27 protein-coding genes are annotated in these 24468 nt (G+C 69.3%); 5 read left to right on the top strand and 22 right to left on the bottom strand.

Annotation, left to right across the window (positions count from 1 at the left end; genetic code table 11):
* The first annotated feature begins 114 nt into the window (after positions 1 to 114).
* From D7D52_RS25830 to D7D52_RS25840, 3 genes are read left to right on the top strand one after another with little or no spacing between them, the layout of a single operon-like run.
* Positions 115 to 2289, top strand: a complete 2175-nt coding sequence (locus D7D52_RS25830) for a serine/threonine-protein kinase (RefSeq protein WP_246023295.1) — start codon at positions 115 to 117, stop codon at positions 2287 to 2289.
* Between the two features lie 28 nt (positions 2290 to 2317).
* A complete protein-coding gene (locus D7D52_RS37995; protein WP_162958537.1) occupies positions 2318 to 3730 on the top strand; it encodes a hypothetical protein in 1413 nt (470 codons plus the stop codon).
* A 41-nt stretch (positions 3731 to 3771) separates the two neighbouring features.
* The gene (locus tag D7D52_RS25840; protein ID WP_120740397.1) at positions 3772 to 4383 is read left to right on the top strand and encodes a nucleoside/nucleotide kinase family protein; all 612 of its coding nucleotides are present in this window, start codon (positions 3772 to 3774) and stop codon (positions 4381 to 4383) included.
* Here D7D52_RS25840 and D7D52_RS25845 read toward each other — a convergent pair.
* Entirely contained in the window at positions 4380 to 5309 is a 930-nt protein-coding gene (locus D7D52_RS25845; protein WP_222932675.1) for a glycoside hydrolase family 113 protein, read from the bottom strand. The two genes, D7D52_RS25840 and D7D52_RS25845, sit on opposite strands and share 4 nt — an antisense overlap.
* 183 nt (positions 5310 to 5492) lie before the next feature.
* Here D7D52_RS25845 and D7D52_RS25850 point away from each other — a divergent pair, with 183 nt between their 5' ends.
* Positions 5493 to 6107 (top strand): TetR/AcrR family transcriptional regulator, encoded by a 615-nt coding sequence (locus D7D52_RS25850; protein WP_120740399.1) that lies wholly within the window; start codon positions 5493 to 5495, stop codon positions 6105 to 6107.
* Positions 6108 to 6441: 334 nt separating this feature from the next.
* On the opposite strand, the gene D7D52_RS25855 is transcribed toward D7D52_RS25850, so the two are convergent.
* A complete protein-coding gene (locus D7D52_RS25855) occupies positions 6442 to 7284 on the bottom strand; it encodes an MHYT domain-containing protein (RefSeq protein WP_120740401.1) in 843 nt (280 codons plus the stop codon).
* 378 nt (positions 7285 to 7662) lie between these two features.
* Here D7D52_RS25855 and D7D52_RS25860 point away from each other — a divergent pair, with 378 nt between their 5' ends.
* Entirely contained in the window at positions 7663 to 8163 is a 501-nt protein-coding gene (locus tag D7D52_RS25860) for an MmpS family transport accessory protein (protein WP_162958538.1), read from the top strand.
* 74 nt (positions 8164 to 8237) lie between these two features.
* Here the strand turns inward: D7D52_RS25860 and pdxS are convergent, their stop codons facing one another.
* The 20 genes from pdxS to D7D52_RS25960 form a co-directional block, all read right to left on the bottom strand.
* On the bottom strand, positions 8238 to 9140 hold the full coding sequence (pdxS, locus tag D7D52_RS25865; RefSeq protein ID WP_120740405.1) for a pyridoxal 5'-phosphate synthase lyase subunit PdxS: 903 nt from the start codon (positions 9138 to 9140) through the stop codon (positions 8238 to 8240).
* Positions 9141 to 9273: 133 nt separating this feature from the next.
* Entirely contained in the window at positions 9274 to 9846 is a 573-nt protein-coding gene (locus D7D52_RS25870) for an alkaline shock response membrane anchor protein AmaP (RefSeq protein WP_120740407.1), read from the bottom strand.
* Positions 9843 to 10382, bottom strand: a complete 540-nt coding sequence (locus D7D52_RS25875; RefSeq protein ID WP_120740409.1) for a DUF6286 domain-containing protein — start codon at positions 10380 to 10382, stop codon at positions 9843 to 9845. The genes D7D52_RS25870 and D7D52_RS25875 overlap by 4 nt, the downstream gene beginning before the upstream one ends.
* Positions 10379 to 10711: an Asp23/Gls24 family envelope stress response protein gene (locus D7D52_RS25880; RefSeq protein ID WP_120740411.1), complete on the bottom strand. Its 333-nt coding sequence runs from the start codon at positions 10709 to 10711 to the stop codon at positions 10379 to 10381. The genes D7D52_RS25875 and D7D52_RS25880 overlap by 4 nt, the downstream gene beginning before the upstream one ends.
* On the bottom strand, positions 10708 to 10896 hold the full coding sequence (locus tag D7D52_RS25885; RefSeq protein ID WP_120740413.1) for a hypothetical protein: 189 nt from the start codon (positions 10894 to 10896) through the stop codon (positions 10708 to 10710). Before D7D52_RS25885 ends, D7D52_RS25880 begins: the two co-directional genes overlap by 4 nt.
* 27 nt (positions 10897 to 10923) lie before the next feature.
* On the bottom strand, positions 10924 to 11448 hold the full coding sequence (locus tag D7D52_RS25890; RefSeq protein ID WP_120740415.1) for an Asp23/Gls24 family envelope stress response protein: 525 nt from the start codon (positions 11446 to 11448) through the stop codon (positions 10924 to 10926).
* Between the two features lie 91 nt (positions 11449 to 11539).
* Positions 11540 to 11851, bottom strand: coding sequence for a hypothetical protein (locus D7D52_RS25895; protein WP_120740417.1), 312 nt, complete (start codon positions 11849 to 11851; stop codon positions 11540 to 11542).
* The gene (locus D7D52_RS25900; protein WP_120740419.1) at positions 11848 to 12225 is read right to left on the bottom strand and encodes an Asp23/Gls24 family envelope stress response protein; all 378 of its coding nucleotides are present in this window, start codon (positions 12223 to 12225) and stop codon (positions 11848 to 11850) included. The genes D7D52_RS25895 and D7D52_RS25900 overlap by 4 nt, the downstream gene beginning before the upstream one ends.
* Positions 12222 to 12806, bottom strand: coding sequence for an Asp23/Gls24 family envelope stress response protein (locus D7D52_RS25905; RefSeq protein WP_120740420.1), 585 nt, complete (start codon positions 12804 to 12806; stop codon positions 12222 to 12224). The genes D7D52_RS25900 and D7D52_RS25905 overlap by 4 nt, the downstream gene beginning before the upstream one ends.
* Positions 12797 to 13354 (bottom strand): RNA polymerase sigma factor, encoded by a 558-nt coding sequence (locus D7D52_RS25910; protein WP_120740422.1) that lies wholly within the window; start codon positions 13352 to 13354, stop codon positions 12797 to 12799. The genes D7D52_RS25905 and D7D52_RS25910 overlap by 10 nt, the downstream gene beginning before the upstream one ends.
* A 373-nt stretch (positions 13355 to 13727) precedes the next feature.
* Positions 13728 to 14132, bottom strand: coding sequence for a PIN domain nuclease (locus tag D7D52_RS25915; protein ID WP_120740424.1), 405 nt, complete (start codon positions 14130 to 14132; stop codon positions 13728 to 13730).
* Positions 14129 to 14353, bottom strand: coding sequence for a type II toxin-antitoxin system VapB family antitoxin (locus D7D52_RS25920; RefSeq protein ID WP_120740425.1), 225 nt, complete (start codon positions 14351 to 14353; stop codon positions 14129 to 14131). Before D7D52_RS25920 ends, D7D52_RS25915 begins: the two co-directional genes overlap by 4 nt.
* A 60-nt stretch (positions 14354 to 14413) precedes the next feature.
* The gene (locus tag D7D52_RS25925; protein WP_120744467.1) at positions 14414 to 15454 is read right to left on the bottom strand and encodes an NUDIX hydrolase; all 1041 of its coding nucleotides are present in this window, start codon (positions 15452 to 15454) and stop codon (positions 14414 to 14416) included.
* On the bottom strand, positions 15454 to 16578 hold the full coding sequence (locus D7D52_RS25930) for a glycosyltransferase family 4 protein (RefSeq protein WP_120740427.1): 1125 nt from the start codon (positions 16576 to 16578) through the stop codon (positions 15454 to 15456). The genes D7D52_RS25925 and D7D52_RS25930 overlap by 1 nt, the downstream gene beginning before the upstream one ends.
* The gene (locus D7D52_RS25935; RefSeq protein WP_120744468.1) at positions 16575 to 17564 is read right to left on the bottom strand and encodes a phosphatidylinositol mannoside acyltransferase; all 990 of its coding nucleotides are present in this window, start codon (positions 17562 to 17564) and stop codon (positions 16575 to 16577) included. The genes D7D52_RS25930 and D7D52_RS25935 overlap by 4 nt, the downstream gene beginning before the upstream one ends.
* 20 nt (positions 17565 to 17584) lie before the next feature.
* Positions 17585 to 18256 carry a phosphatidylinositol phosphate synthase gene (pgsA, locus tag D7D52_RS25940; RefSeq protein ID WP_120740429.1) on the bottom strand — a complete coding sequence of 224 codons (672 nt, stop codon included), beginning with the start codon at positions 18254 to 18256 and terminating at the stop codon, positions 17585 to 17587.
* Positions 18257 to 18299: 43 nt separating this feature from the next.
* Positions 18300 to 18869 (bottom strand): ATP adenylyltransferase, encoded by a 570-nt coding sequence (locus tag D7D52_RS25945; protein ID WP_120740431.1) that lies wholly within the window; start codon positions 18867 to 18869, stop codon positions 18300 to 18302.
* Positions 18866 to 20923, bottom strand: coding sequence for a threonine--tRNA ligase (gene thrS, locus D7D52_RS25950; protein WP_120740433.1), 2058 nt, complete (start codon positions 20921 to 20923; stop codon positions 18866 to 18868). Before thrS ends, D7D52_RS25945 begins: the two co-directional genes overlap by 4 nt.
* Positions 20924 to 21121: 198 nt before the next feature.
* Positions 21122 to 21814: a (2Fe-2S)-binding protein gene (locus D7D52_RS25955; RefSeq protein WP_246023296.1), complete on the bottom strand. Its 693-nt coding sequence runs from the start codon at positions 21812 to 21814 to the stop codon at positions 21122 to 21124.
* A 260-nt stretch (positions 21815 to 22074) separates the two neighbouring features.
* Positions 22075 to 24285, bottom strand: coding sequence for a SulP family inorganic anion transporter (locus D7D52_RS25960; RefSeq protein WP_120740438.1), 2211 nt, complete (start codon positions 24283 to 24285; stop codon positions 22075 to 22077).
* Between the last annotated feature and the right edge of the window lie 183 nt (positions 24286 to 24468).

Genomic DNA, 24468 nt, shown 5'->3' on the forward strand with positions numbered 1-24468 from the left:
CTAACAACCCCCTCGGAACCCGAAAAATCCTTACGGTTTGCATACGCCGAGCGGTGGCAGCATGTGCTGACGGGCGCATGCCCGATGGGAGATATCGCGCAGCAGGGGGCACCGGTGAGCACATGTCGGGGGCCCGGCTGTGGCGGCACCATCCAGGACGGGTACTGCGATGTGTGCGGGCTCGCGCCCGCGCCGCAGTCCGGGACGGCGGCCGGATCCTCGCCTTCGGGACGGCAGAGCCGGCGCGGTTCCAGCCGATCGTCCTCGCGCTCCACCCGCACCGCGCGCTCGAGCCGCGGCCGGCTGGGCGCGGGCCTGGTGTCGGTTCCGCAAGTGCCCTACCGGGATCCGTCCACGGCGGTGCTGGCCGACCCGCGGGTGCCCGAGCACGAACGCTTCTGCAGCAACTGCGCACAGCGGGTGGGCCGGGGACGCGACGGGCAGCCCGGGCGCACCGAAGGGTTCTGCCGCCAGTGCGGCACCGCCTACTCCTTCACCCCCAAGCTCATCGCCGGTGATCTGGTGGCCGGACAGTACGAGGTGCTGGGCTGCCTGGCGCACGGCGGGCTGGGCTGGATCTATCTGGCCCGCGATCGCAATGTCAGCGACCGCTGGGTGGTGCTCAAGGGCCTGCTCGACACCGGTGACGCCGACGCCATCGCCGCCGCCGTGGCCGAGCGGCGGTTCCTGGCGGCGGTGGAGCACCCCAATATCGTCAAGATCTTCAACTTCGTGCGGCATCCGGATCCGCGCACCCGCGAGCCGGTCGGCTACATCGTCATGGAGTACGTGGGCGGCGCCTCGCTCAAAGAGCTGCGCTCCCAGCGGGATTCGACCGGCCGGCTGCGACCGCTGCCGCTCGCACAGGGGCTGGCCTACATTCTCGAGATCCTGCCCGCCCTGGGACACCTGCACGGCATGGGACTGCTGTACTGCGATTTCAAGCCCGACAACATGATTCAGACCGAGGAGCAGCTCAAGCTCATCGACCTGGGCGCGGTGCGGCGCACCGACGACGAGGACAGCGCCGGATTCAAGACCGACGGCTACTGCGCACCGGAACTCGAATCCGAGGGCGCGTCGGTGGAATCGGATCTGTTCACCGTGGCGCGCACGCTGGCGGTGCTGACCTTCAATTTCGACTATCGCGGCGCCTACCGCTACACGCTGCCCCCGGCGGCGCACGTGCCGTTGCTGGAACAGTTCCCGTCGTATCGGCGACTGCTCGAGCGGGCCACCGCGGCCGATCCCGCCGACCGGTTCGCTTCGGCGTCGGAGATGGCCGAGCAGGTGGTGGGCGTGCTGCGCGAGGTGGTGGCCACCGAGGACGGCCAGGCGCGCCCGGCCTTGTCCACGGTGTTCGGCGCCGAACGCGCCGCCTTCGGGGCCGATCCCGAACAGTGGCCGCGCACACCGGATCCGCACGCCATCGTCACGGCGCTGCCGGTCCCGATGGTGGATCCGGCCGATCCCGCCGCGGCGTTCCTGGCCACCACCTCGATCGGTGATCCGGGACAGCTGGTGGCCGCGTTGGAGGCCGCGCCGGTGGCGTCGCCGGAGGTGCGCCTGGCATTGATCCGCGCCCGGATCGAAAGCGGTGACGTGGACATGGCACTGGGCGAACTCGCCGCGCTCGAGGAGTCCGAGGACGCCGACTGGCGCATCACCTGGTATCGCGGCCTGACCGCGCTGGCGACTCGCGATTTCGCTTCCGCGCGAGCGCTTTTCGATACCGTGTACGGCCTGCTGCCCGGGGAGGCGGCCGCCAAGCTGGCGCTCGCCGCGGCGCTGGAGTGCGCGGGCGAGCACGAGGCCGCGTCCCGCCTGTACCACCAGGTGTGGCGTACCGACACCGGATATCCCAGCGCCGCTTTCGGTGTGGCGCGCACCCGGCTGCGGGCGCACGATATCGACGGTGCGATCGCGGCCGCGGACACCGTGCCCGCCGGCTCCGGTCATCACCTCGCCGCCCAATTGGCCGCGTTCGCAGCGCAACTCGCGGGTGGCGCCGGCTACCTGGTCGCGGCGGGACACCGGCTGACCGGGTTGCCGCTGGACCCGGAACGCAAGGCGTGGAAGAGCATTGCCGTGCTGGACGCCGCGCGCACGGTGGCCACGACATCGATCGAACCGGGCGCGACGGTGCTGGGGTGCCGTTTCGACGAGGACGAGTTGCGGCGCGCGCTGGAATCCCAGTACCGGGTGCTGGCCAGGCTGGCGCCGGACAAGCTGAGCCGACGCGATCTGGTCAACCGCGCCAATGCCATTCGGCCGTTGAGCTGGGTGTGAACGGCATGATGAAGGAGAACAGCGCGTCATGACCGCCGTCCTTGCGCGCCCCCGCGCGCTGGTGCCCACGCGGGCCGACACACCGGGCTGGATTCGCCTGCTGGCCGGGCTGACCGTGCTGCTCACCGTGATCACCGCACTGGTCATGGCGGCCGACGCCCGCTCCACCCGGCACGGCATCGACGTGATCGGCCACCACACCGCGCCGACCGTGACGGCCACCGAGGATCTGTACTTCGCGCTCGCCGATATGGACGCCCAATTGGCGAACGTGCTGCTGGCCGGGGACGATTCGACACTGGCGGCGGTGCGCACGACCGCGCTGACCACCTTCGACCAGCGCCGGGTGCAAGCCGACGCGGATCTACAGCAGGCCATGACCATCGTCACCAATGACGATGCGACACAGCAGATCCGGGAGCTGCTCGACAAGTTCGGGCAGTATCAGGCGCTGGCGGCGGACACCTTCCAGCTCGCCGATCTCGATCGCGGGGAGGCGGGGCGGCCGTCGGGGCGGACGCTGGCGGCCTATCGGGCCGCCACCGGGATGGTGCCGGATCTGCTCTCGCGCGCGCAGCGGCTCGCCGACACCAACAGCGGGGTGCTCAGCCAGTCCTACCAGGACAGCGAGCGCACCACGGTGGCGGCGCGGGCGCGGATCGCGGTGCTGGGGCTGCTGGTGCTCGCCGCGCTTTTGGGGTTGCAGGTGGTGCTGCGGGTGGCGCTGCGCCGGCGCGTCAATCCGGCGCTGGCGGTGACCACGGTGCTGGCCGCCGGGTTGCTGCTGGGCGGGTATATCGCCAATGCGACGGCGGCACAACAGCTCACGATCGCCAAGCGCGACGCCTTCGACTCACTGCTGGCGCTGCGGCAGGCGCGGGCGCTGAGCTACGACGCCAATGCCGACGAGAGCCGGTTCCTGCTCGACCCCGCGCATACGGCGCAATACCAGCAGAGCTACTTCGACAAGTCGCAGCGGCTGGCCGGCGTGCGCGCGCACGGGGTCGACGATTACGCGAGCGCGCTCGATCAGGCGATCGCGGCACACGCCGGCGACCTGAAGGACGCGATCAGCGCCGACTCCTTCCTCGGCAAGGAACTGGGCAACATCACCTTCGGCGGTGAGCGGCAGGCGGCCGAGCAGAGCCTGCGGCAGTATCAGGCCTACCAGCGCGACGACCACACCCTGCGCGGGCTGGCGGGCGGCGACCTGCGGGCGGCCATCACCCTCGACACCGGCGGCTCCAACGATCATTTCGCCGCCTACGACAAGGCGCTCGTCGCCACCATCGACATCAACCAGCAGGCCTTCGACACGGCGATCGGCAAGGGCGGCAACGCCTTGTCGGGGTGGAGCACGTGGCTGCCCTACACGGCGGCGGCCCTGTGCGCGCTGCTGGTGCTGGCCGGGGTGCGGCCGCGACTGGCCGAATATCGCTGACCCGGCGCGGACGGGCACGCGACCTCGAGCATGATGGTCTCGTGCCCGATTTCACCGCCGTCAGCCCCGACGCCCTGCTGGATCTGCTCGCCGAGCGCGCCATGGGACTGCGGGGCTACGCGGTGGTCGCCGTCGACGGCGCGGACGCCGCCGATCCCGGCGCGGTCGCGCACGGGACCGCAGAACGCCTGCGCACCCGGGGCCGACCGGCCGAGGTGGTATCGCTGCACGACTTCGTACGCCCGGCCTCGGTGCGGCTGGAATACGACCGCGACAGCGAATTCACCTATCGCACCGGCTGGTTCGACTACGCCGCAGTGAATCGTGAAGTGCTGAAACCCCTTCGCGACACCGGCCGATTCCTCCCCGCCCTCTGGAACGCCCAGGCCGACCGCTCCGCCCGCGCCCGAATCCAGCAGGCTGCCCCCGACACCATCCTGTTCCTCACCGGCCCCATGCTGCTCGGCCGCGGCCTGGACTTCGATCTGACCGTCGCCCTGCGCATGTCCGACGGTGCACTGCGACGACGCACACCGCCCGATGAGATGTTCACCGTCGACGGCCTGCTGGAACATCAACGCCGACAGAGCATCGACCCCGACGTCGTGGTCGCCTGGGACCATCCCGATCGACCGGCGATTCGTCGCGGCTAGCGCTCCGCCCGGTCCGCCAGCGCGGTGAAGGCGGCCTTGGGTTCCCAGCCCGGTCCGGCGTCGCCGGCGCGGACCCGTACCAGGCCCGGGCTGGCCAGATCCAAGTCGTCGCGCGGATTGTCGCGGTGCGGCAGATCGTAGCGGGCGAAGCAGTAATAGAAGGCCGCGTCGACACCCTCGGCCGCGAGAATGTCCAGGAGTTCGGCGAGGTGGGCCGCCTGCGCCGGCTCGTCGCGCTCGTAGACGCCGTTCAAGCGCAGCAGCCGGGCGGTGTCGGGATCCCATTCGATGATGTCGAAGCCGTGCGGGCCCGCGTCGACCGCGCCCTTGAAGGAGGGGCAGCCGAATTCGGTGATGGCCGTGGGCTTTCCGAGCCGCCGCCCCGCCTCGGCGAAGGCACGCATCGCATCCCGGTAACCGGGAGCCAGTTCGGCGCCCCGATATCCGGCGTCGGTGGCCAGCACGTCGAACGGCTCCCAGTCGACACGCTCGAAGGGCAGGCTGCAGTAGGTCAGCGTGCCGTGGAAGCGTTCTCGCGCAATCGCCACCGCCCGCGCGAGCAGGGCGTTGACCCGATCCGGAATGCCGGCCAGGGCGGCCTGGCCCGCGGGCGTGCGCAGCGCGGCGGCGCGCTGGTCGAGGGTGTCGCCGGGCAGGTAACCCAGGACGAACATGGTGAGTTCCGAACCGACGGCCAGCACGACCTCCGCACCGTCGCGACGCAGGCGCTCGGCATGCTCGGCGCAGTCGGCGACGACGGCGACGACGGCGAGGACCTCGTCCTCGGTGACGTCATTGAGGAACGGGCACAGCCAGACCGCCAATCCGGCCGCGGCCGCCTCGGTCGCGGCCGGCTTCAAGCGGTCGGGCAGCCCGCCGGTGATGCGCACCGCGTCACAGTGCAGGTCCTGCCGGATCACGCGCATGTCCGCGGTACCCGGTCGAGGTCGAACGGTTCGTGGGTGCTGCTGCCCCGGTTCACGAATCCGGTGTCGTGACAAACGCCGATCGTCCGCATCGGCCACCTCCTTGATTACGGTACGTTTCGTACCCTATCGCCGACCATAACCGTCCGGTCCGGCGCTGCGCAAGGTACGCTCGGTACCGTCATGACCGAATCAATGCGCCCCGCCCGTCGTCGCGGCACCGCACTCGAACAGGCCATCCTGCGCGCCGCGGTGGACGAACTGCTCGAATCGGGTTATCCGGGGATGACGATGGACGCCGTCGCCAAACGCGCCGGCACCAACAAGAACGCCCTCTATCGCCGCTGGCCCCACCGGGCGGCCCTCGGCGTCGCGGCGTACCGGCAGCTCACCGCCGCGGCCCTCGACCTGCCCGACACCGGTTCGCTGCGCCAGGACGCCCTGGAGTTGTTGCGCCGCGCCAACTCTCACCTCGCCTCACCCCTGGGCGAGATCCTGCGCAGCCTGCTCGCCCAGGTGGCCGACGAGCCGGAGTTGCTGGCTCAACTGCGCGAGCAGTCCGACGGCGGCGCCGGCCCCTGGCTCACCATCCTCGACCGCGCGATCGCGCGCGGCGAAGCGGCCGCGGCGGCCCGCCATCCCCGGGTCGCCACCACTCCGATCGACTTGCTGCGCAACGAATTCGTCACTCGCGGCGTCCCCGCGGTACCCGACGAGGTGCTGGTGGACATCATCGACAGCGTGTATCTGCCCCTCGTTCGCGGGCGTTCCGAGCCGGCGAATCGATCACCCCGTTAGGAAGCGGGAAGTTTGCCGGGGTCGTAGGCTTGATGTCCGATTTCTGGTTCGGCGAGAGGACATGTCATGGCTGCCGCATCACGCACGGTGATTGTCGATCGGCCGGTCGGGGAGGTGTTCGTCTTCTTCGCGGACGCGACCAACAGTGCTCGATGGCCGTCGGGGGTCAAGGACATCACGGCCGAAGGCGAGCCCGCCGTGGCGGCGGAACTGTCCGGGCTGAAGAAGCTGTTCATGAACGGTCCGGTTCAGAAGACCATGACCGCCGAGGTGTCCGGCCTCGAGCGCGAAGGCATTGCTGGAGGCCGGAACCGCGTAGCGTTCGACGCGAATCTCACCAGCGGCGGTGGCGGGGATCGAAGGTGTCCGTGGGGAATTCGTCGTCGGCGGGTTTGCTGTCGGCGCGGCGGGCGGGCCAGAAGCGGCTGGCGTACTGGCCGCGGATGCGGCTGAGGTCGGGTTCGTCGATTTCGGTGATGCCGACCTGGAACAGCATGAGCATGGTCGCCATGCTGACGGCGATGATGAGCGGGGTCAGGAGCTGGCCGGCCTGCGCGCCCGAGGGCGCGTGCATGTGGTCGGCCATGTGCGCGCGCATGGCGAACATGCCGGTGTAGTGCATGCCGCACACCGCCACCCCCATGATGAGCGCGGCGCTGATGGTGGCGATGACGCCGTTGACGTGCAGCGCGAACCACAGCGCCGCCGTGGCCGCCACCACCGCGATCACCAAGGACAGCAACACGATCCACGGGTCGTACTGCACGGCGGCGTCGGTCTTCATCGCGTACATACCGGAGTAGTGCATGGCTCCCACCCCCAGCCCGGTGACGGTGCCGCCGGTGATCAACGCGAACGCCTCCCCGTGCTGATGCACCACGATGTACAACCCCAGCCACACCACCCCCATGGCGATGGCCGCGCTCAACAACGTGATCGGCACGTCGTAGCGAATCGTGGTGTCCTGCACCGAGAAACCGAGCATCGCGATGAAATGCATGACCCAGATACCGGTGCCCCCGAGCGCGACGGCCCCCGTCGCCACCCAGCCCCCGTGCGCGTTCTGATTCCGCGCCCGCACCATGCACCGCAACGCCAGCAACGAGCCGGTGACGGACATGACGTAGGCCAGTACCGGGGTGAGCCACCCGTAGGTGAATTGGTCGATCTCCAGCATGCGGACTCCTTGCCAGCCCAACGATTTTCGGCTGTCCACCGGTGAACGAGCCGAACGATAGCGACATACCGCCAGGTAGTAAATTTGCCGCAGCACAGTCCGCGAAAAGTAGCTGGGTTTGCTGGACGGTATGCACGCAGGTAGCCGGCGGTATGACCGCGGCCCGCGTCCGTACGCGGCACGTATGCCGCACTTGACAGCTAGCATCCGCACCGCAACCCGAATAGGGCCGAAGGTCCTTCGCCCGCAAGGGATCCGCGTTCACAGCTTGCTACCGATACGACGACCCATTCACGCGGTGAACGATCACCGTCAGCCCCTCGATTCCACTGATAGTTTCCGCTGCGGTCATCACCGATGAAAGGTTCGAGGGGTTTCATGACTTATCAAGGCGTTCCGGCTCCGGGCTATCCGAATCAGGGTTATCCGATGCAGCCGCCGCCCCCGAGGAAGCGCAAGATCTGGCCGTGGATCGTGGGTGCGCTGCTGATCTTCATCGTGCTGCCGTTCGCGGCGTGCGCGGCCCTGGTCGGCACCGCCGCCCACGAGGTCGACAAGGAGTCCAAGCGCACGGTGGACATCACCTACGAGGTGACCGGTAGCGGCGAGGGCACCTACGCCAAGCCGTCGGTCACCTACAGCACCGGCGACACCGGGTCGGGCACCGCCAGTTCGGCCGAGCTGCCCTGGAGCAAGAACGTCACGCTGACCGGGCTGCTCAAGTTCGCCAACCTCACCGCGACCGCCGCCGACGACGATGCCGCGAGCATCACCTGCCGAATCAAGCAGGGCGACAAGGTGTTGGCGGAGAACACGGCCACCGGATCGCTGGCCTTCGTGACCTGCAACGCGGATCTGAGCAATCTCACCGGCAAGTAAGCTCCGACGAAACCGCCGGGCACCCCGTGAGGGTGTCCGGCGGTTTCGTCGTATTCGGTTGTCGCGGTGAGCGATTACCAGCCGCGCTCGGCGAGGCGGTGCGGCTGCGGGATCTCCTCGACATTGATGCCGACCATGGCCTCGCCCAGACCGCGCGAGACCTTCGCCAGCACGTCCGGGTCGTCGTGGAAGGTGGTGGCCTTGACGATGGCGGCGGCCCGCTGAGCCGGGTTGCCGGACTTGAAGATTCCGGAGCCGACGAACACGCCCTCGGCGCCGAGCTGCATCATCATGGCCGCGTCGGCCGGGGTGGCGATGCCACCGGCGGTGAACATGACCACGGGCAGCTTGCCGGTCTCGGCGACCTCGCACACCAGCTCGTAGGGGGCCTGCAGTTCCTTGGCGGCCACGTACAGCTCGTCCTTGGACAGCGAGGTCAGGCGGCGGATCTCGGCGCGGATGGTGCGCATGTGGGTGGTGGCGTTGGAGACGTCGCCGGTGCCGGCCTCACCCTTGGAGCGAATCATGGCCGCGCCCTCGGTGATCCGGCGCAGCGCCTCGCCCAGGTTGGTCGCGCCGCACACGAACGGCACGGTGAAGGCGAACTTGTCGATGTGGTTGGCGTAGTCGGCCGGGGTCAGCACCTCGGACTCGTCGATGTAGTCGACGCCGAGCGACTGCAGGATCTGCGCCTCGACGAAGTGGCCGATGCGCGCCTTGGCCATGACGGGGATGGAGACGGCCTCGATGATGCCGTCGATCATGTCCGGATCCGACATGCGGGAGACGCCGCCCTGGGCGCGAATGTCGGCCGGGACCCGCTCGAGCGCCATGACCGCGACGGCGCCGGCGTCCTCGGCGATCTTGGCCTGCTCGGGCGTGACGACGTCCATGATCACACCGCCCTTCAGCATCTCGGCCATGCCGCGCTTGACGCGGGCGGTACCGATGGTGGGCGTGGTGTCGGGCGTGGTCACGGCAAACTCCTGGTGGATTGCGGGAAGACGAACATCCTGATTCTAGGCGGCTGGCTGTGGGCGCTAGATAGCCAGTCGGACACGACTGGACTGGTCACGCGGAGCGCAGTGGCCCCCATCACAGCCGGTGGAGCTATTGCAGGGCAATTCCATTGTCGGCCAGGCGGAATTCCATGGTGACCGGGATGACGCCCACCGCCAGCGCCGACCGCAACCGGGGCACGGCCTCCCCGAGGATGCGCCGGCGCAGGTCGGTCAGGTCGGCGCCGGCGGACGCGGTGACGATCACGTGCAACTCCGGTGCGCGCCCGGGCCCCGACAACACCGCCGACACCGAGCCGACCTCCGGATAGCCCTCGATGTCGGCGGCCACCGCCCGCGCCGCGACCGCCGAGGACAGCGTCGTGCGGCCCGCGGCCTCGGGGCCCGACAATTCCCACGGCACGGCCTTGGGTACGCGACGCAGCTGGGCGGCCACCCAGCGCAGGCAGCCCAGGCCGATCACGACCGCCGCGATCGCGATCAACGCCAGCACCCACGACGGCGGCGCGGCGGTTCCCGGCGTCAACCGGTCCCCGGAGTCGACCCAGGGCAGCTTGTCCCCGTACGCCGCGAGCGCGTACCCGCCGGCGGCCAGCAGGGTCAGCCCCGCCAGGGCCAGCAGGGCCCGGTTCAGGCGCGCGGGCCTATTGAGCGACGACGTCATCGACGGCCTTCCTTCCGCAGTTCACGCACTCGCGTCCGCACGCTCGCGCCGGATAGCCCGATCCGTTGCAGGGCGTTCGAAATGGATTCCCCGACAACGGATTCCGGCGGAATTTCACCCGGTGCGGGCACACTGGTGGCGGCCACCCGGATTGTGCGGCGGCCCACCCGAATGCGCCGGGCGTCGACGCCGGGCAGCCCGTCGAGCTCCCGGGTCAGCGCGGCGCGCACGCTGCGCCGGGTGACACCCGCCGCGCTGCCGTCGAGGTCGGCCAGCGGCAGCACGACGGGACGACCCGGCAGCAGCGCCAGCGCGAGCAGCAGCAGGCCGAGCACGATCACCGCCGCGCCCACGGCCGCCACGATCGGATCGGACCACCCGATATCGTGCAGCCGGGTCGCGACACTGTCGTAGGACACGAGTTCCTTGCCGCCGGTGAGCTTCTGGATCAGCGAGATCACCGTGACCAGGCACAGCGCGAACACCGCCAGCGCCACCACCACGGCCGCGCCGGTGCGGCGCGGCCGCCGGATCATCGGACCCTCCGGGTGGATCGGGCGGCGGCGGTGTCGGTTTCGAGGACCAGGGCCGTCACCGTGATCTCCACCCCGGTCACCGCCACCCCGGCCAGCTCACTTGCCCGCTCGATCAGATGCCGGCGGCAGTCCTCGCTGACCCGGGCCACCGGCAGCGGGTATCGAATCGGCAGCGATACCGCCAGTTCCGCCCGGTCGCCCGAGAGTTGCGCTCGCACACTGACCTCCGGCTCGACGCCGTCCACTTCCCGCGCCGCCTGCGCCGCGATGCGCCGGACGGCGCGCTCGCTGACGCTGAGACGGCCGGGCGGGTCGGCGACGACGGTCACCGCCGGCCCCGCTCACGCGTGGATCGCACCAGGCCGGGCAGATCCACCGCGCCGTCGAGCCAGCGGCCGACCAGCAGTCCCAGCCCCGCGAAGACGAGCACGACGGCGAAGGCGCCCAGACCGCCGAAGGCGGCGGCGAAGCCGAGCGCGATGCCGATGGCCAAACAGATCGGTGTGGCGTTCATCTGCGACTCCTCTGCTGCGCCGGATGGCTACTGGACGCGGTTGCCCGCGGGCTGCTCGTCGTCGTCCCCGTCGATGTAGACGTCGTTGACGTTGATATTGACCTCGACCACCTCGAGCCCGGTCATCTGCTCGATGGCGGAGATGACGCTGCGGCGAATGGCCCGCGCCAATTCCGCGATGGCGACGCCGTATTCGACGACGATCTCCAGATCGACGGCCGCCTGGGTTTCCCCGACCTCCACCGAGACGCCCTGGCCGACGCTGGCCGAAGCGCCCGGAATGCGGTCGCGCAGCGCGCCGAACGCCCGGGCCGCACCGCCGCCCAGATCGTGCACGCCGCGCACATTGCGCGCCGCCAGGCCCGCGATCTTCTGCACCACGATGTCGGAGATGGTGGTGGTGCCCTGCTCGGACTGCAGGGCGCTGGGACGCTCCGAACCGTTGCGGGCGGAACCGGATTCGTTGGCGTGCTGCTGAGAAGCCTTGGTACCGGCGGTCTTCACGGTGTCGGTCTTCGCGGCATCGGTCTTTTCGGTGTCGGTCGCGGTCATTTCTTCCTCCTGAATTCCTCGAGCTGGAACGGATGAACGAAACTGCACTGGTTCTGACACGGACCCGAGCCGAGTCTCACGGCCGGGTGATTCAGGTCATGTGGGCCTCCTCGAGGGCGTCGGCCGCCAGTTCGGCGACGACCAGCCGGACGGTCGCGCCGGCCCAGGCGGTGCCCGCCAGCACGGGGGCGAGGGCCGCGGCCACCCGGTCGGCCAGCGGGCGCAGCGGCAATTCGGTTGCCACGACGCGGATTTCGATCAGGTCGGCGCCGAGTTCGATGGCCGAGGCGCGCAGTGCCCGGGGCAGCCACGCCCCGCCGGTGAGCGAGGGCATCGGCCGCACGCCCGGCACCGCCTCGAGCGCGGCGGCGAGGGCGTCGAGCAGCTCGACGGGGGCGCTCACCGGGACTCCGGTTCGATGTCGATGACGGTCACGGTCACCTCGTCGACGGTGACGCCGAGGCGCTCGAACACGGTGTCGATCACCGCCCGCTGCACGGCCGCTCCCACGTCCGGCGCGGGCCGGTCCGCGCCGATCGCGATTTCGAGCCGGACGCCGAGCGCGCCGTCGTCCGGATTGCGGACGCGCACACCGTCGGTGCTGGCGCTCTCGTAGCCGGACCACAGCTGCCGCCCGGCGCGCGACAGTCCGGCAACCAGGCCGCGCAAGCCGGGTTCGACACGTTTCACGCCGGGAACGCGGGCGGCGGCCCACGCCGCGACGCCTGCCACCACGGCATCGGCGACGATCAGCTCGGTACTGACGGGTGCGGTCACCGGGCTCCTTCCTGATAGACATCCACAATGGAGATGTCCAGGCGACCGACCAGCAAACCTGTTTGTGCGGAAGCGGCCGCGGTGACCCGCTCACGCACCCGGGGCACCAGGCCGGGAATGCCGTCGCCGAGGACAGGCACGGCGATGCTCAGGGAGATGTGCACGATGGACTCGCCGCCCGGTCCGATGCCGACCACTCGCATCCGGCAGCGCCGGGCGCGCACCCCCGGCACCGAGTCGGCGGCGTAGCGCAGCACGACCGCGGCGGCCTGTTCGCTGACCGCGACCGTGCCGGGATGCGGCGTCACCAGCTCGAGGGTGGCGCCGCGGCGCAGTTCGGCGCGCACCGCGGACATGATGCGGCCGAACAGGTCCGGTGGCTCGGGGGCCGGTTCGTCGATGAGTTCCCGGGTGGCCGCGCGCAGGCCCAGCAGGCTCTCGCGCGCGGTGCGGCAGTGCGGGCAGCTGGTCTCGTGCGCGTCGCCGGACCCGTTCTGCACCGCGTCCAGGCGTTCCCACACCCGGTCCAGGCCACGGCCGCAGGGCAGGAGGTAGTCCTCATCGGTGTCGGTCACCGCCATGGCTTCATCACCTCCGCCAATTGTGCTCGGGCCCGCGCGATCCGCCCCCGGACCTGGGTGGCGTTGGCGCCGACGATCTCGCCGATCTCTTCGTAGGAGCGGCCGTGCACCTCGCGCAGCAGCCAGCACGCCCGCTGTTCGGGCGTGAGCTGCCGCAGTGCCACCGTGAGTGCCTCGAGTTGTTCGCTGACCTGGGTCGCGTGCTCGGGATGGGTGTCGGTGCGCGGGGATTCGGTGCTGTCGAGGTCCACGCCGAGGACCGACTGCCGGGTGCGCAGGGCATTGAGGCACCGGTTGGTGGTCATCCGGTACAGCCAGCCCGCGAAGGCGGCGTCGTCGTGCAGCTGGGCGATGCGCCGCCAGGCGGTCAGGAAGACCTCCTGCACGATGTCCTCGGCCTCGGCCCGATCGCTCAGCATCCGGGACGCGAGCCGGTACATCGCGCCCTGATAGCGCAGCACCAGCTGTTCGAATGCCCGCACGTCGCCGTCGCGCACCCGCCCCGCGAGTGTCGCGTCGTCGGGCGCGAGCGTCTCCGAGTGGGTCACAGCACCTCCTCATCGCTCATGCGGTAGGACACCGCTGCGCGAAGAATCCTCACGCGGCATTCCGAGTGACGGTTGTCTCAGAGTTTGCTACGCGAGGAGGGCGTGGCCAAGGAGGCTGCCGTTCGGTGTTGCGCCCGGTTCAGCACCGGGCGGTTGCTACAACGGTCCGACGACGAAGATCTTCGCCCAGTATTCGGCCGCCGCCGGACCCATCATCGGTTCCAGAAAGTCGTAGAGCAGGTAAGACACGAAGAACTTTCCACCTTCCACACACGGCCCGCCGATTCCCTTGCGTGACAGACCTTCCCGCGACCCTAGCGCATCGCCCGCCTCAGCCCGGCGTGTACCGGTATCGGCTGGTCGATGCCGGCGGCTAGGTGTCGATTCGCCGTACCGGCTGACCCGAGATCCTGGCAATCGTCTCGAAGTCGCAGTCCGCGTGCAGAACCGTGAGACCGTGATGCACCGCGCTGACTGCTACGAGCAGATCGACGGGACCCGCGCACTGGTGCCAGCCTTTGTCCGCGAGACGGGATTGGAGAACGACGCAGTCGTCCCATGCATGTTCCCGGACCGGGTAATACGGAAACGTCTCGCGCAACAGCGAATCGGCCTCGTGGAACGCTGGAGTGCCGCCGACAGCCCGCAGGTACTCGAGCCGGACCGGCTCGCAGATTCCCACGAGTCCGGACGTCACAGCCTGATCCCACTCCGGCCCGGTCTGTCCTCGATAGAAGCGGATCAGGGCACTGGTATCTGCAAGGAAAAGTTCCGTCATGCGACGGATTGGTCGCCGCGCGCTTCTCGCTCGATCACGGAAAAGTCGATCTCGCCCTCGGCAACCATCGCACGCATCCGCGCGACGGCCGCCGCCCTCCGACGCCGATCGACGATCTCGTGTAGCGCCGCGTTGACCGTGTCCTTCTTGGTGGTGGTACCGAGATAACGGGCAGCTTCGGCGAGGGCATCGTCATCCACGTCGATCACCGTACGCGCCATGCCGCACCTCCCGCTCGGGATTGATATCCCATCTGGAAACAAGATATCACCGCGGGCCGGTCAGCGGATGGAGCGGACCTCGGGGTTGGTGGGGGCGTCGGCAGCGGCGAGGGCTTCGGGGAGGAGTTGGTCCAGGTGATAGGGGTAGACGGTTTCGCCGGAGTGGTCGAGGTGGGCGATATCGGTGGGGGTGCACCATTTGTTGCCGATGATGGAGCGGCGTTCGACGTAGTCGCGGTTGGCGGGGTCGACCTCGAAGTTCTTGGTGCGCAGGGCGAAGAAGAGTTCTTCGGAGCGGATGAGTTCGCCGTTGAAGGGGAACACCGCGACCCGGCGCCACAGCGGGCCGCGGAGCGCGGAGGAGTCGGCGGCGTGGCCGGTTTCCTCGTAGAGTTCGCGGATCGCGGCCTCGCGCAAGGTTTCTCCGGGGTGGACGCCGCCGCCGATGGTGAACCAGAACGGGACGTCGGAACCCTTGGGGTCGATGCCCTGCAACAGCAGGACACGGTCGTGCTCGTCGACCAGCACCACGCGGGCCGAGGTGCGGACGGTGTCGACCTCGAGGCCGGTGGAGGCGGCGGGGGTGACGCGCTCGGCGATTTCGAAATAGGTCGGCAGCGGCGCGGTACCGGCCAGGTGTACCCAGCGGACCAGCCGCCGGGTGCGCAGGGCGAGGGTGTCGCGGACGGCATCGTTGTGGAAGCGCCGCGCGATGAGCACGCGGGCCTCGGCGTCGGCCAGCTCGGCGACCTGCTGCGGCGGCAGCAGCGCCACGTCGATGGCGGACAGCGCCGCGGCGAGCTGGTTTTCGACGGTTTCGCGGTCGCGCCAGTTGGAGCGTTCGGCGCGGTCGGCCAGGGCGGTGAGCCGGCGGGCCTGTTCGACGAGGGCCGGATCGTAGAGCCCGGACAGGGTGGTCGCCACCGAGCGGGCCACGACCGCGCGCCGCGCCAGGGCCGCGTCGAGGGCGTGGCGGGCCTGGTCGGTGCGGACGTGCAGGCGGTCGAGGCGGTTCGCGGCGGTGTACGCCCACACCGCCGCGGTGATGATGGCGGCGGCGATGAGCGCGAGAACCAGAATGGTGGTCGCGGAGAAGGTGATCATCCGGCGGTCCTGACGCGCATGTCGCCGACGGTGACGGTCTCGTACACGCGCAGGATCTGCTCGGCCACGACCGGCCAATCGTATTCGCCGACAACCTGATTCGCGCAGCGAATGTACTCGTCGCGCACGGCGTCGTCGGTGAGCATGGTGCTGATCGCCGCGGCCAGTCGTCCGGCGTCCCCGACCGGCACCAGCATGCCCGCGGTGCCGTCGCGCAGGACGCGCCGGAAGGCGTCGAGATCGCTTGCCACGACGGCGGTTCCGGCGGCCATGGCCTCGACGAGCACGATGCCGAAGCTCTCCCCGCCCAGATTCGGGGCGACGTAGACATCGGCGCTGCGCATGGCGGAGGCCTTCTCGGCGTCGGAGACCTGCCCGAGGAAGCGCAGATGCCCGGCGAGGTCGCCGGCCTCGCGCCGCAGCCGGTCCTCGTCCCCGCGCCCGACGATGAGCACCTCGAGGTCCGGATGCCGGCGCACCAGCTCCGGCAGCGCGCCCAGCAGCACCTCCATCCCCTTGCGCGGCTCGTCGAACCGCCCGAGGAACAGCACCGACTTGCCCGCGCGCGGATAGCCTTCCAGCAGCGGCGCGTGCGCGAACGCGGGCACGTCCACCCCGTTGGGGATTTCGACGGCGTCCCCGCCGAGCGCCTCCACCTGCCAGCGCCGGGCCAGCTCACTGACCGCGATCCGGCCGCTGATCTTCTCGTGATACGGCCGCAGCACGCCCTGAAAAGTGCTGAGCACCAACGATTTCGTGGTCGAGGTGTGGAAGGTGGCCACGATCGGCCCCTCCGCGATCTTCAACGCCAGCATCGACAGGCTGGGTGCGTTGGGTTCGTGAATGTGCAGGACGTCGAAATCGTTCTCGGCGATCCAGCGGCGGATACGCGTGTAGGCGGTGGGCCCGAACGACAGTCGCGCCACCGACCCGTTGTAGGGAATCGCCACGGCCTTGCCCGCCGACACCACGAAATCCGGCAGCGGCGTGTCGTCGGCGGCGGGTGCGAGCACGCTCACCTTGTGGCCGCGTTCGATGAGCACCTGCGCCAACTCCACGACGTGCGCCTGCACCCCGCCGGGAACGTCGAACGAGTACGGGCAGACCATGCCGATCCTCATAGCGCCCCTGTTTCCCGTGCCGACCCCTCGGTACCGGTGTCGCCCACCGGTTCCCGATACCCCAGTGCCTGTTGCGCGGCCGCGATCCGCTCCAATCGCGCCGGTGACAAGTCACTTTCCCACATGGGCTGCAACATGTGCCAGTCCGCGGGATGGGCGGCGATATTGGCGGCGAACACCTCCGCCAGCGCCTGGGTGGCGGGGGCGACGCCCTGGGAGACGTCGATGGGCGCGAACACTTCCATGCCCCAACCCTCGGTGCCGTCCGCGTCCTCGGTGAACCAGCAGTGCACGGGCAGCATCGCCGCCCCGGTCTGAGCGGCCAGTTTGGCCGCGCCCGCGGGCACCCAGGTGCGTTCGCCGAACATGGTGACCGGCACGCCCTTGCCGGTGAGGTCGCGCTCCCCCATCAGGCACACGACCTTGTTGTCCCGCAACCGATCCGCCAGCTGCGGGAACGGCGGCTGCTCACCGCCGGTGAGCGGGAAGATCTCGAAGCCCAGGCTCTCCCGGAATTCGACGAACCGCTCGTAGAGCGACTCCGGCCGCAAACGCTCGTTGACCGTGGACAGTCCGCCGTGGTTCTGCACCAGCCACACCCCGGCCATGTCCCAGTTGCCCGAGTGCGGGAGCACCAGCACCGCGCCCTTGCCCTGCGCCAGGGCCGCGTCGAGGTGATCGGTGCCCGCTACGTGCAGCGACGCGCCCAGCGCCGTGTGGTCCATGGACGGCAGCCGGAACGCCTCGCGCCAGTAGCGGGCGTAGGAACGCATGCTCGCCGCGATCAGGCTGTCGGGCACCGCGTCCGGAGTCGTGCCGAGCACATGAGCGAGGTTGCGCCGCAACATGTTCGGCTCACCACGGTGCGCCTTCTTGTTCGCCCGCCGGGCCGCGAAGTTCGCGCCGGCGTCGAATCCCTTGCGTACCAAGCCTTCCGGCAGCCCGCGCACGATACGCCAACCTGCCGCGTACGCCTTGTCGGTCATCACGGACGTGAAATCGGTGTTCACCGCTGCGGTTCCTCCGGGGCCTTCGCCACGGGGGCGAGAACGTCGCGGGCGCCCGGCGACCTGCGCACGGCCAGGACCCGCTGAAAGACGGTGATGATGCTGAGCACGGCGAGGATGTACATGGCCGCGTACACCGCGTACGACAGCCAGGTGATGCCGTAGTACCCGCCGATCCCGGTGAATCCGGCGCCGACCAGCACGATGATCAGCCGGTCGGGCCGTTCGATGAGACCGCCGTCGGCCGAGAGCCCGCTGGCCTCGGCGCGGGCCTTGGCGTAGCTGATGACCTGCGAGGTCACCAGCACCACCAGGGTCGCCACCAGCAGGTGCTTGGAGTTCTCGTGGTACACCGACCACCAGGCCAGGCCCGCGAAGATGGCGCCGTCGGCCACCCGGTCGCAGGTGGCGTCCAGCACCGCACCGTATTTCGTGCCGCCGCCGCGCGCTCGCGCCATGGCCCCGTCGAGCATGTCGAACATGACGAACAGCCAGATCACCATGGTGCCCCAGAACAGGTGACCGGTCGGGAACAGCGTCACCGCCGCCACGATCGAGGCGGTGGTGCCGATGAGCGTCATCGCGTCGGGCGTGAGCCCGGTGCTCACCAGCGCTTTGCCCAGCGGCGCGGTCGCTTTGGCGAACGTCTCGCGACCGAAGAAGCTCAGCACGCCGCTACCCCATGCCCTTTCGTGCTGTATCCCCGGCTCATGCCTAGTCGGCTTCCTTCCACGCCTGTGCCAGCAGCGCCCGGGTTTCCCGGAGCAGCTGCGGCATCACCTTCACTCCGCCGACGACGGTAATGAAATTCGCGTCCCCACTCCAGCGCGGCACGATATGTTGATGCAGGTGATCGGCGAGTGAACCACCGGCGACACCACCGAGATTCAATCCGACATTGAAGCCCTCGGGCCGCGACACCTGCTTCATGACGCGAATCGCCTGCTGGGTGAACGCCATCAGCTCGAGGCTCTCCCGCGGCGTCAGGTCCTCCAGGTTGGCCACCCGCCGATACGGCACCACCATGGTGTGGCCGGGGTTGTACGGATACAGGTTGAGCACCGCGTACACCCACTGCCCGCGCGCGATGATCAGCCCGTCCTCGTCCGACATCTCGGGGATGTCGGTGAAGGGATGCCCGGTCTTCTTGGGCGCCTTGGGTTCCTCGACCTCGCCGGTGATGTAGGACATCCGGTAGGGGGTCCACAACCGCTGCAGCCGGTCCGGATCCCCGGCGCCGGTATCCACGATCTGCTCGGGCCGGGGCGCGGTCGGTTCACTCATTGATCGCCTTTGCGGATCTCGAAGCCCTCCGCGGTCGGAGATGCGTTCTCGCGCCGCTGAATCCAGTCGGTGATGGTGGCCACCGCGTCGGCGACCGGCACACCGTTGACCTGGCTGCCGTCACGGAAGCGGAAGCTGACCGCGTCGTTCTCCACATCGCGCGCGCCGGCCAGCAGCTGGAAGGGGATCTTCTGCGCGGTCTGGTTGAAGATCTTCTTCTGCATGCGGTCGTCGCTACGGTCGACCTCAGCGCGAATATTGTTGTCGCGCAAGGCCTCGATGACACCGTCGAGGTGTTCGGCGAAGGCTTCGGCGACGGGGATGCCGACCACCTGCACCGGCGACAGCCACGCCGGGAACGCGCCCGCGTAGTGCTCGGTGAGCACGCCGAAGAACCGCTCGATGGAGCCGAAGAGCGCGCGGTGGATCATGACCGGGCGATGCTTGGCGCCGTCGCTGCCGGTGTATTCGAGTTCGAAACGCTCGGGCAGGTTGAAATCCAGCTGGATGGTGGACATCTGCCAGGTGCGGCCGAGCGCGTCCTTGGCCTGCACGGAGATCTTCGGGCCGTAGAAGGCCGCGCCGCCCGGATCCGGGACCAGCTCGAGACCGGAGTCGGTGGCCACCTTGCGCAGGGTCTCGGTGGCCTCCTCCCACAGCTCGTCGGAGCCCACGAACTTCTTCGGGTCCTTGGTCGAGAGTTCGAGGTAGAAGTCGTCGAGGCCGTAGTCGCGCAGCAGCGAGAGCACGAACTGCAGCGTGGAGGTGAGCTCCGCGTGCATCTGCTCCTTGGTGCAGTAGATGTGCGCGTCGTCCTGCGTCATGCCGCGCACGCGGGTCAGGCCGTGCACGACGCCGGACTTCTCGTAGCGGTACACCGAGCCGAATTCGAACATGCGCAAAGGCAGTTCGCGATACGAGCGCCCGCGCGAGCGGAAGATCAGGTTGTGCATCGGGCAGTTCATCGGCTTGACGTAGTAGTCCTGGCCGGGCTTGCGCACCGAGCCGTCCTCGTTGAGTTCGGCGTCCAGATGCATGGCCGGGAACATGCCGTCGCGGTACCAGTCCAGGTGGCCGGAGACCTCGAACAGGTGGCCCTTGGTGATGTGCGGGGTGTTGACGAACTCGTAGCCCGCGGCGATGTGGCGGCGGCGCGAGTAGTCCTCGAGCTCCTTGCGGATGATGCCGCCCTTGGGGTGGAACACCGGCAGGCCCGAGCCCAGCTCGTCGGGGAAGGAGAACAGGTCCAGTTCGAGACCGAGCTTGCGGTGATCGCGCTTCTCGGCCTCTTCCAGCAGGTGCAGGTACTCGTCCTGAGCCTCGGTGGATTCCCAGGCGGTGCCGTAGATGCGCTGCAGATCCTCCCGCGACTGATCGCCACGCCAGTACGCCGCGCTCGAGCGGGTCAGCTTGAACGCCGGAATGTACTTGGTGGTCGGCAGGTGCGGGCCGCGGCACAGGTCGGCCCAGATCAGCTCGCCGGTGCGGGGATCCAGGTTGTCGTAGATGGTCAGCTCTTTGCCGCCGACCTCCATGACCTCCGGATCGTCGATGCCGGACTTGTCGGAGATCAGCTCGAGCTTGAACGGCTCCTTGGCCAGCTCGATCCGGGCCTCGTCGACCTCGACCACCCGGCGCGAAAACCGCTGCGCGCCTTTGATGATCTTCTTCATCCGGGATTCCAGCTTGGCCAGATCCTCCGGGGTGAAGGGACGCTCCACCTGGAAGTCGTAGTAGAAGCCGTCCTTGATGAACGGGCCGATGCCCAGTTTCGCGCCCGGAAACTCCTGCTGCACCGCCTGCGCGAGCACGTGCGCGGCCGAATGCCGGATCACATTGCGCCCGTCCGGGGAATCGGCGGTGACGGCCTCGACCTCGGTGTCCAGCTCGGGAATCCACGACAGATCCTTGAGGTCACCGGCAGCGTCGCGCACCACGATCACCGCGCCCGGGCCCTTGCTGGGCAGATCCGCCTCGCGCACCGCGGCCCCGGCGGTAGTCCCAGCCGGAACCCGGACGCGGGCGACTGGGGTCTGCTGGGCTGAGGTGGTCACGGCTGCGCACTCCTTGGCATCGTCATAGGCGGGGGTCCCGCCGGGTCTGGTGCGAGGATCGGCTCCCCGCGATCGTGGCCGGTCACGAAACGCATAGCTCCGGCGGCCACTACTCTATCGGCACGCCCCCACACCCGCGCTCATCGACCGCCCCCACGGCCGCGACCCCACCGGTGAGTTCCCGAGCCCGCGCGGGCCTCAGCCGCGGGCGGCGAGTTCGGCCAGGCGGGCTTCGCGATCGGGCGCGGGGCGTTTCGGGCAGCTGGTGCACATCTCGCAACCGGGCACCTCGAACACCAGGCAGCAGGAGATGCGGCGCACGAACGTGCGGCCGCCGACGTCCTGAAAACGCGGGACGGGCAGGCGCCCGGCGACGTCACGGGCGAGCCGGGCGCCGGCCTCGGCGGCGCCGATGTCGAGGGCGCGATTGCCGATGGCGTCGGCGACGATCGCCCACAGGGCGGGGACGCCCGCGCCGGAGACCTCGGCGACGATCGGGATGACCCGCGACAGCGTGTGCCGCAGGGCCTGCCCGATCGGTGCGGTGGCGCAGCAGGCCGCCGAATGCGGTTCGGGGTGAGCGCAATTCATGTCGGTGGCGGGGCCCTCCGCCGCCACCGTGCCGAGCGCGATCGCGTAGGCGTGCGGTTCGGGAATCACGCGCTCCACGCCCCCGTCGGCGCGAATCTCGAGGCCGAGGTGTTCGAGCGCCGGATCGAACGCGGGCTGCCCGCTGGCGACGGCCGCGACGATCGGATCCACCAGCGAACTGGCCGCCATGCACCACCACAGCGTCCCCGACACCCGCGAGTCGGCAGTCCCCCAGCTGATCCCCATCTCGGCGATCCGTTCGGCCAGCCATTCGGGCCGCAGCAGCTCGGTGCCCGGCACCTGAGCCAGTGAAACAGGGGTCTGCGCAACCATTTCCATCCGACTCCGATCCGGCCGAGTGCCACCGATAACTACCCGTACGGGTTACACCACCCACGATGTCACGTTTACGCGCGAAAGTGGGCCGCTCCCTCCCCGAGAGCGGCCTCAGCGTATGCCGCGCACTCCCCCGCGCCGCGCCGACGCGCCCGGGTGGCGGGTTCGGACGCGAAGATCGCCGGAGGGCGCGGCAGGCGCGCCCTCCGGCGATCGGCTCCGGTTCAGTGGGTGTGTGCCAGGACGCCCGCGAGGTCGGGGGCGTCGATGTCGGCGATGCCCTCGGCCGTGACTGCCAGCACGCGCGCGGAGGCGATGTCGAAGAACAGGCCCGAAACCTGCAGTCCCCGTTCCCGCATCGCGCGGCGCACCACCGGGTGGGCGCGCAGCGTCTCGAGCTGGACGGCCACATTGACCATCGAGAGCTGATCGGCCACGCCGAATCCGGCGCGGGCGGCCGCGGCGGCGACCGGGTCGCCGGCGTGGAATCGGTCCACGCTGGGACGGCCGTGCACCAGCCAGTTGTCCAGGCCGGGACCGGCGGAACCGCCCGCGATCAGCGCCTTCATCGCGCCACAGGACGAATGCCCGCAGACCACCACGTTGTCGACGCCGAGTTCGTCGATGGCGAACGACAGCGCCGCCTCGAGGGAGGCGTCCCGGCCGCCGGCGGCGACCAGATTGCCGACATTGCGGATGGTGAACAGGTCACCGGGCCCGCTGTTGGTGATCACGTTGGGCACGATCCGCGAATCCGCGCAGGTCAGGAAGAGCGAGTGCGGCTGCTGCCCGTCGCGCAGCTCGTCCAGGTGCGGGCGCACCACATGCGCGTTGCGGCGGTGGAAAGCGGCCACGCCCTTGGTGATCGGGTTGCCGTCGTCGGCGCGCCACGGCCGCAGCACGTCGTCGAGCAGGCTGCGGGCGCGGCCGCGCACCGGCGGGCCGGTCAGCGCGTGCGCCATGTGCGCGGTGCCCAGTTCCACGTATTCGACGCTGCCGCCGGTGCTTTCGTGCTGGCGTGCCCAGTCGTGGATGGCCTCGTAGGCGGCGTGGTCGAGGAAGTCGACACTGAGTTCCACCAGCGCGTCGGCGCCCTCGGGCACCTTGCGCAGTTCCGAGGTCAGCCTGGGCAGCGCCAGGAAGGTGCAGGTGCCGTCGATGCTGATCAGCCAGCGCTCGGTGCCCGCCACCGGTCCGGCGGTGATGGACACCCGCACGACGCGCCACAGCAGCAGCGCGAAGGCCAGCAGCAGACCGATGATCACGCCTTCCAGGAGGTTGAGGAACACCACGCCGAGCACGGTCACCACGTACACCAGCAGGTCGCCGGTGCGGCGGGCCAGCTTGATGTGGGCGAGCTTGACCAGCTGGATGCCGACCACGATGAGCAGACCGGCCAGCGCCGATTTCGGAATCTGCTGGACGACGCCCACCAGCGCCACCGAGAACACCAGGACCCAGATGCCGTGCAGGAACGCCGAAGCCCGCGAACGGGCGCCCGCGGCCACATTGGTGGCGCTGCGCACGATGACGCCGGTGACCGGCAGCCCGCCGAGCGCGCCGGAGACCATATTGGCCGCGCCCTGGCCGACCAGTTCGCGATCGAAGTCGGTGCGCGCACCGGTGTGCATCTTGTCGACGGAGACCGCCGACAGCAGGCTCTCGACGCTGGCGATCAGGGCGATGGTCAGTGCCGCGAGCACCACCCCGCCCCAGTCGCCGTCGGGCAGGCCGGGCAGCCCGATGGCGTCGAACAGCGAGCCGTTCAACACGATGCGTTCCGGATCGCCGGGCAGCACCAGCGACAGCACGGTGGCGGTCACGACCGCGACCAGCGGTCCGGGCAGCACCTGCAGCCGGCCGGGGACCTTCTTCCAGCCGAGCATGAGGCCGATGACGACCAGGCCGATCAGGAAGTCGTCGCCGTGCAGGTTGAGCAGCTCGTTGGGCAGCTGAATCAGGTTCTGCCAGGCGGAACTTCGCGAGGATCCGCCCAGCAGCACGTGCAGCTGCTGCAGCGCGATGGTGATGCCGATGCCGGCGAGCATGGCGTGCACCACCACCGGTGCGATGGCCAGGGCCGCGCGCGCGATGCGGCTGAGCCCGAACAGGATTTGCATACCGCCGGCCAGGACGGTGATGAAACAGGCTGTCTTCCAGCCGAATTCGTTGATGGTGGTGGCGACCACCACGGTCAGGCCGGCGGCGGGCCCGCTGACCTGCAGGGGCGCGCCGCCGAGAATTCCGACGACGAGACCGCCGACGACGGCGGCGATGAGTCCGGCGGCGATGGGCGCGCCGGAGGCGACCGCGATGCCGAGCGAGAGCGGCAGCGCGACGAGAAAGACGACGAGGGACGCAGGGAGATCGTGGCGCAGCAGGGAATCGAATCTGCCGGCGGTTCTGCCTGGCGGTGAATCGGTGTCGCGAGACATTTCGCTCCTAAGCGAGCATGTGCGGGGGCATCGAATAAAAGGCTGCGGACGGCTTTGGCCGCAGACTCACCGGACGAGCACACGCCACGCTAAAGGTAAAGACTTAGCAAAGACTGAGAAAGGCTGGGCCACAATGTGAAAGGGGCGTAAACCCTTTCGGGTTCACGCCCCTCGATCCTCGAG

The sequence above is a fragment of the Nocardia yunnanensis genome (assembly GCF_003626895.1).
Taxonomy (GTDB): Bacteria; Actinomycetota; Actinomycetes; order Mycobacteriales; family Mycobacteriaceae; genus Nocardia; species Nocardia yunnanensis.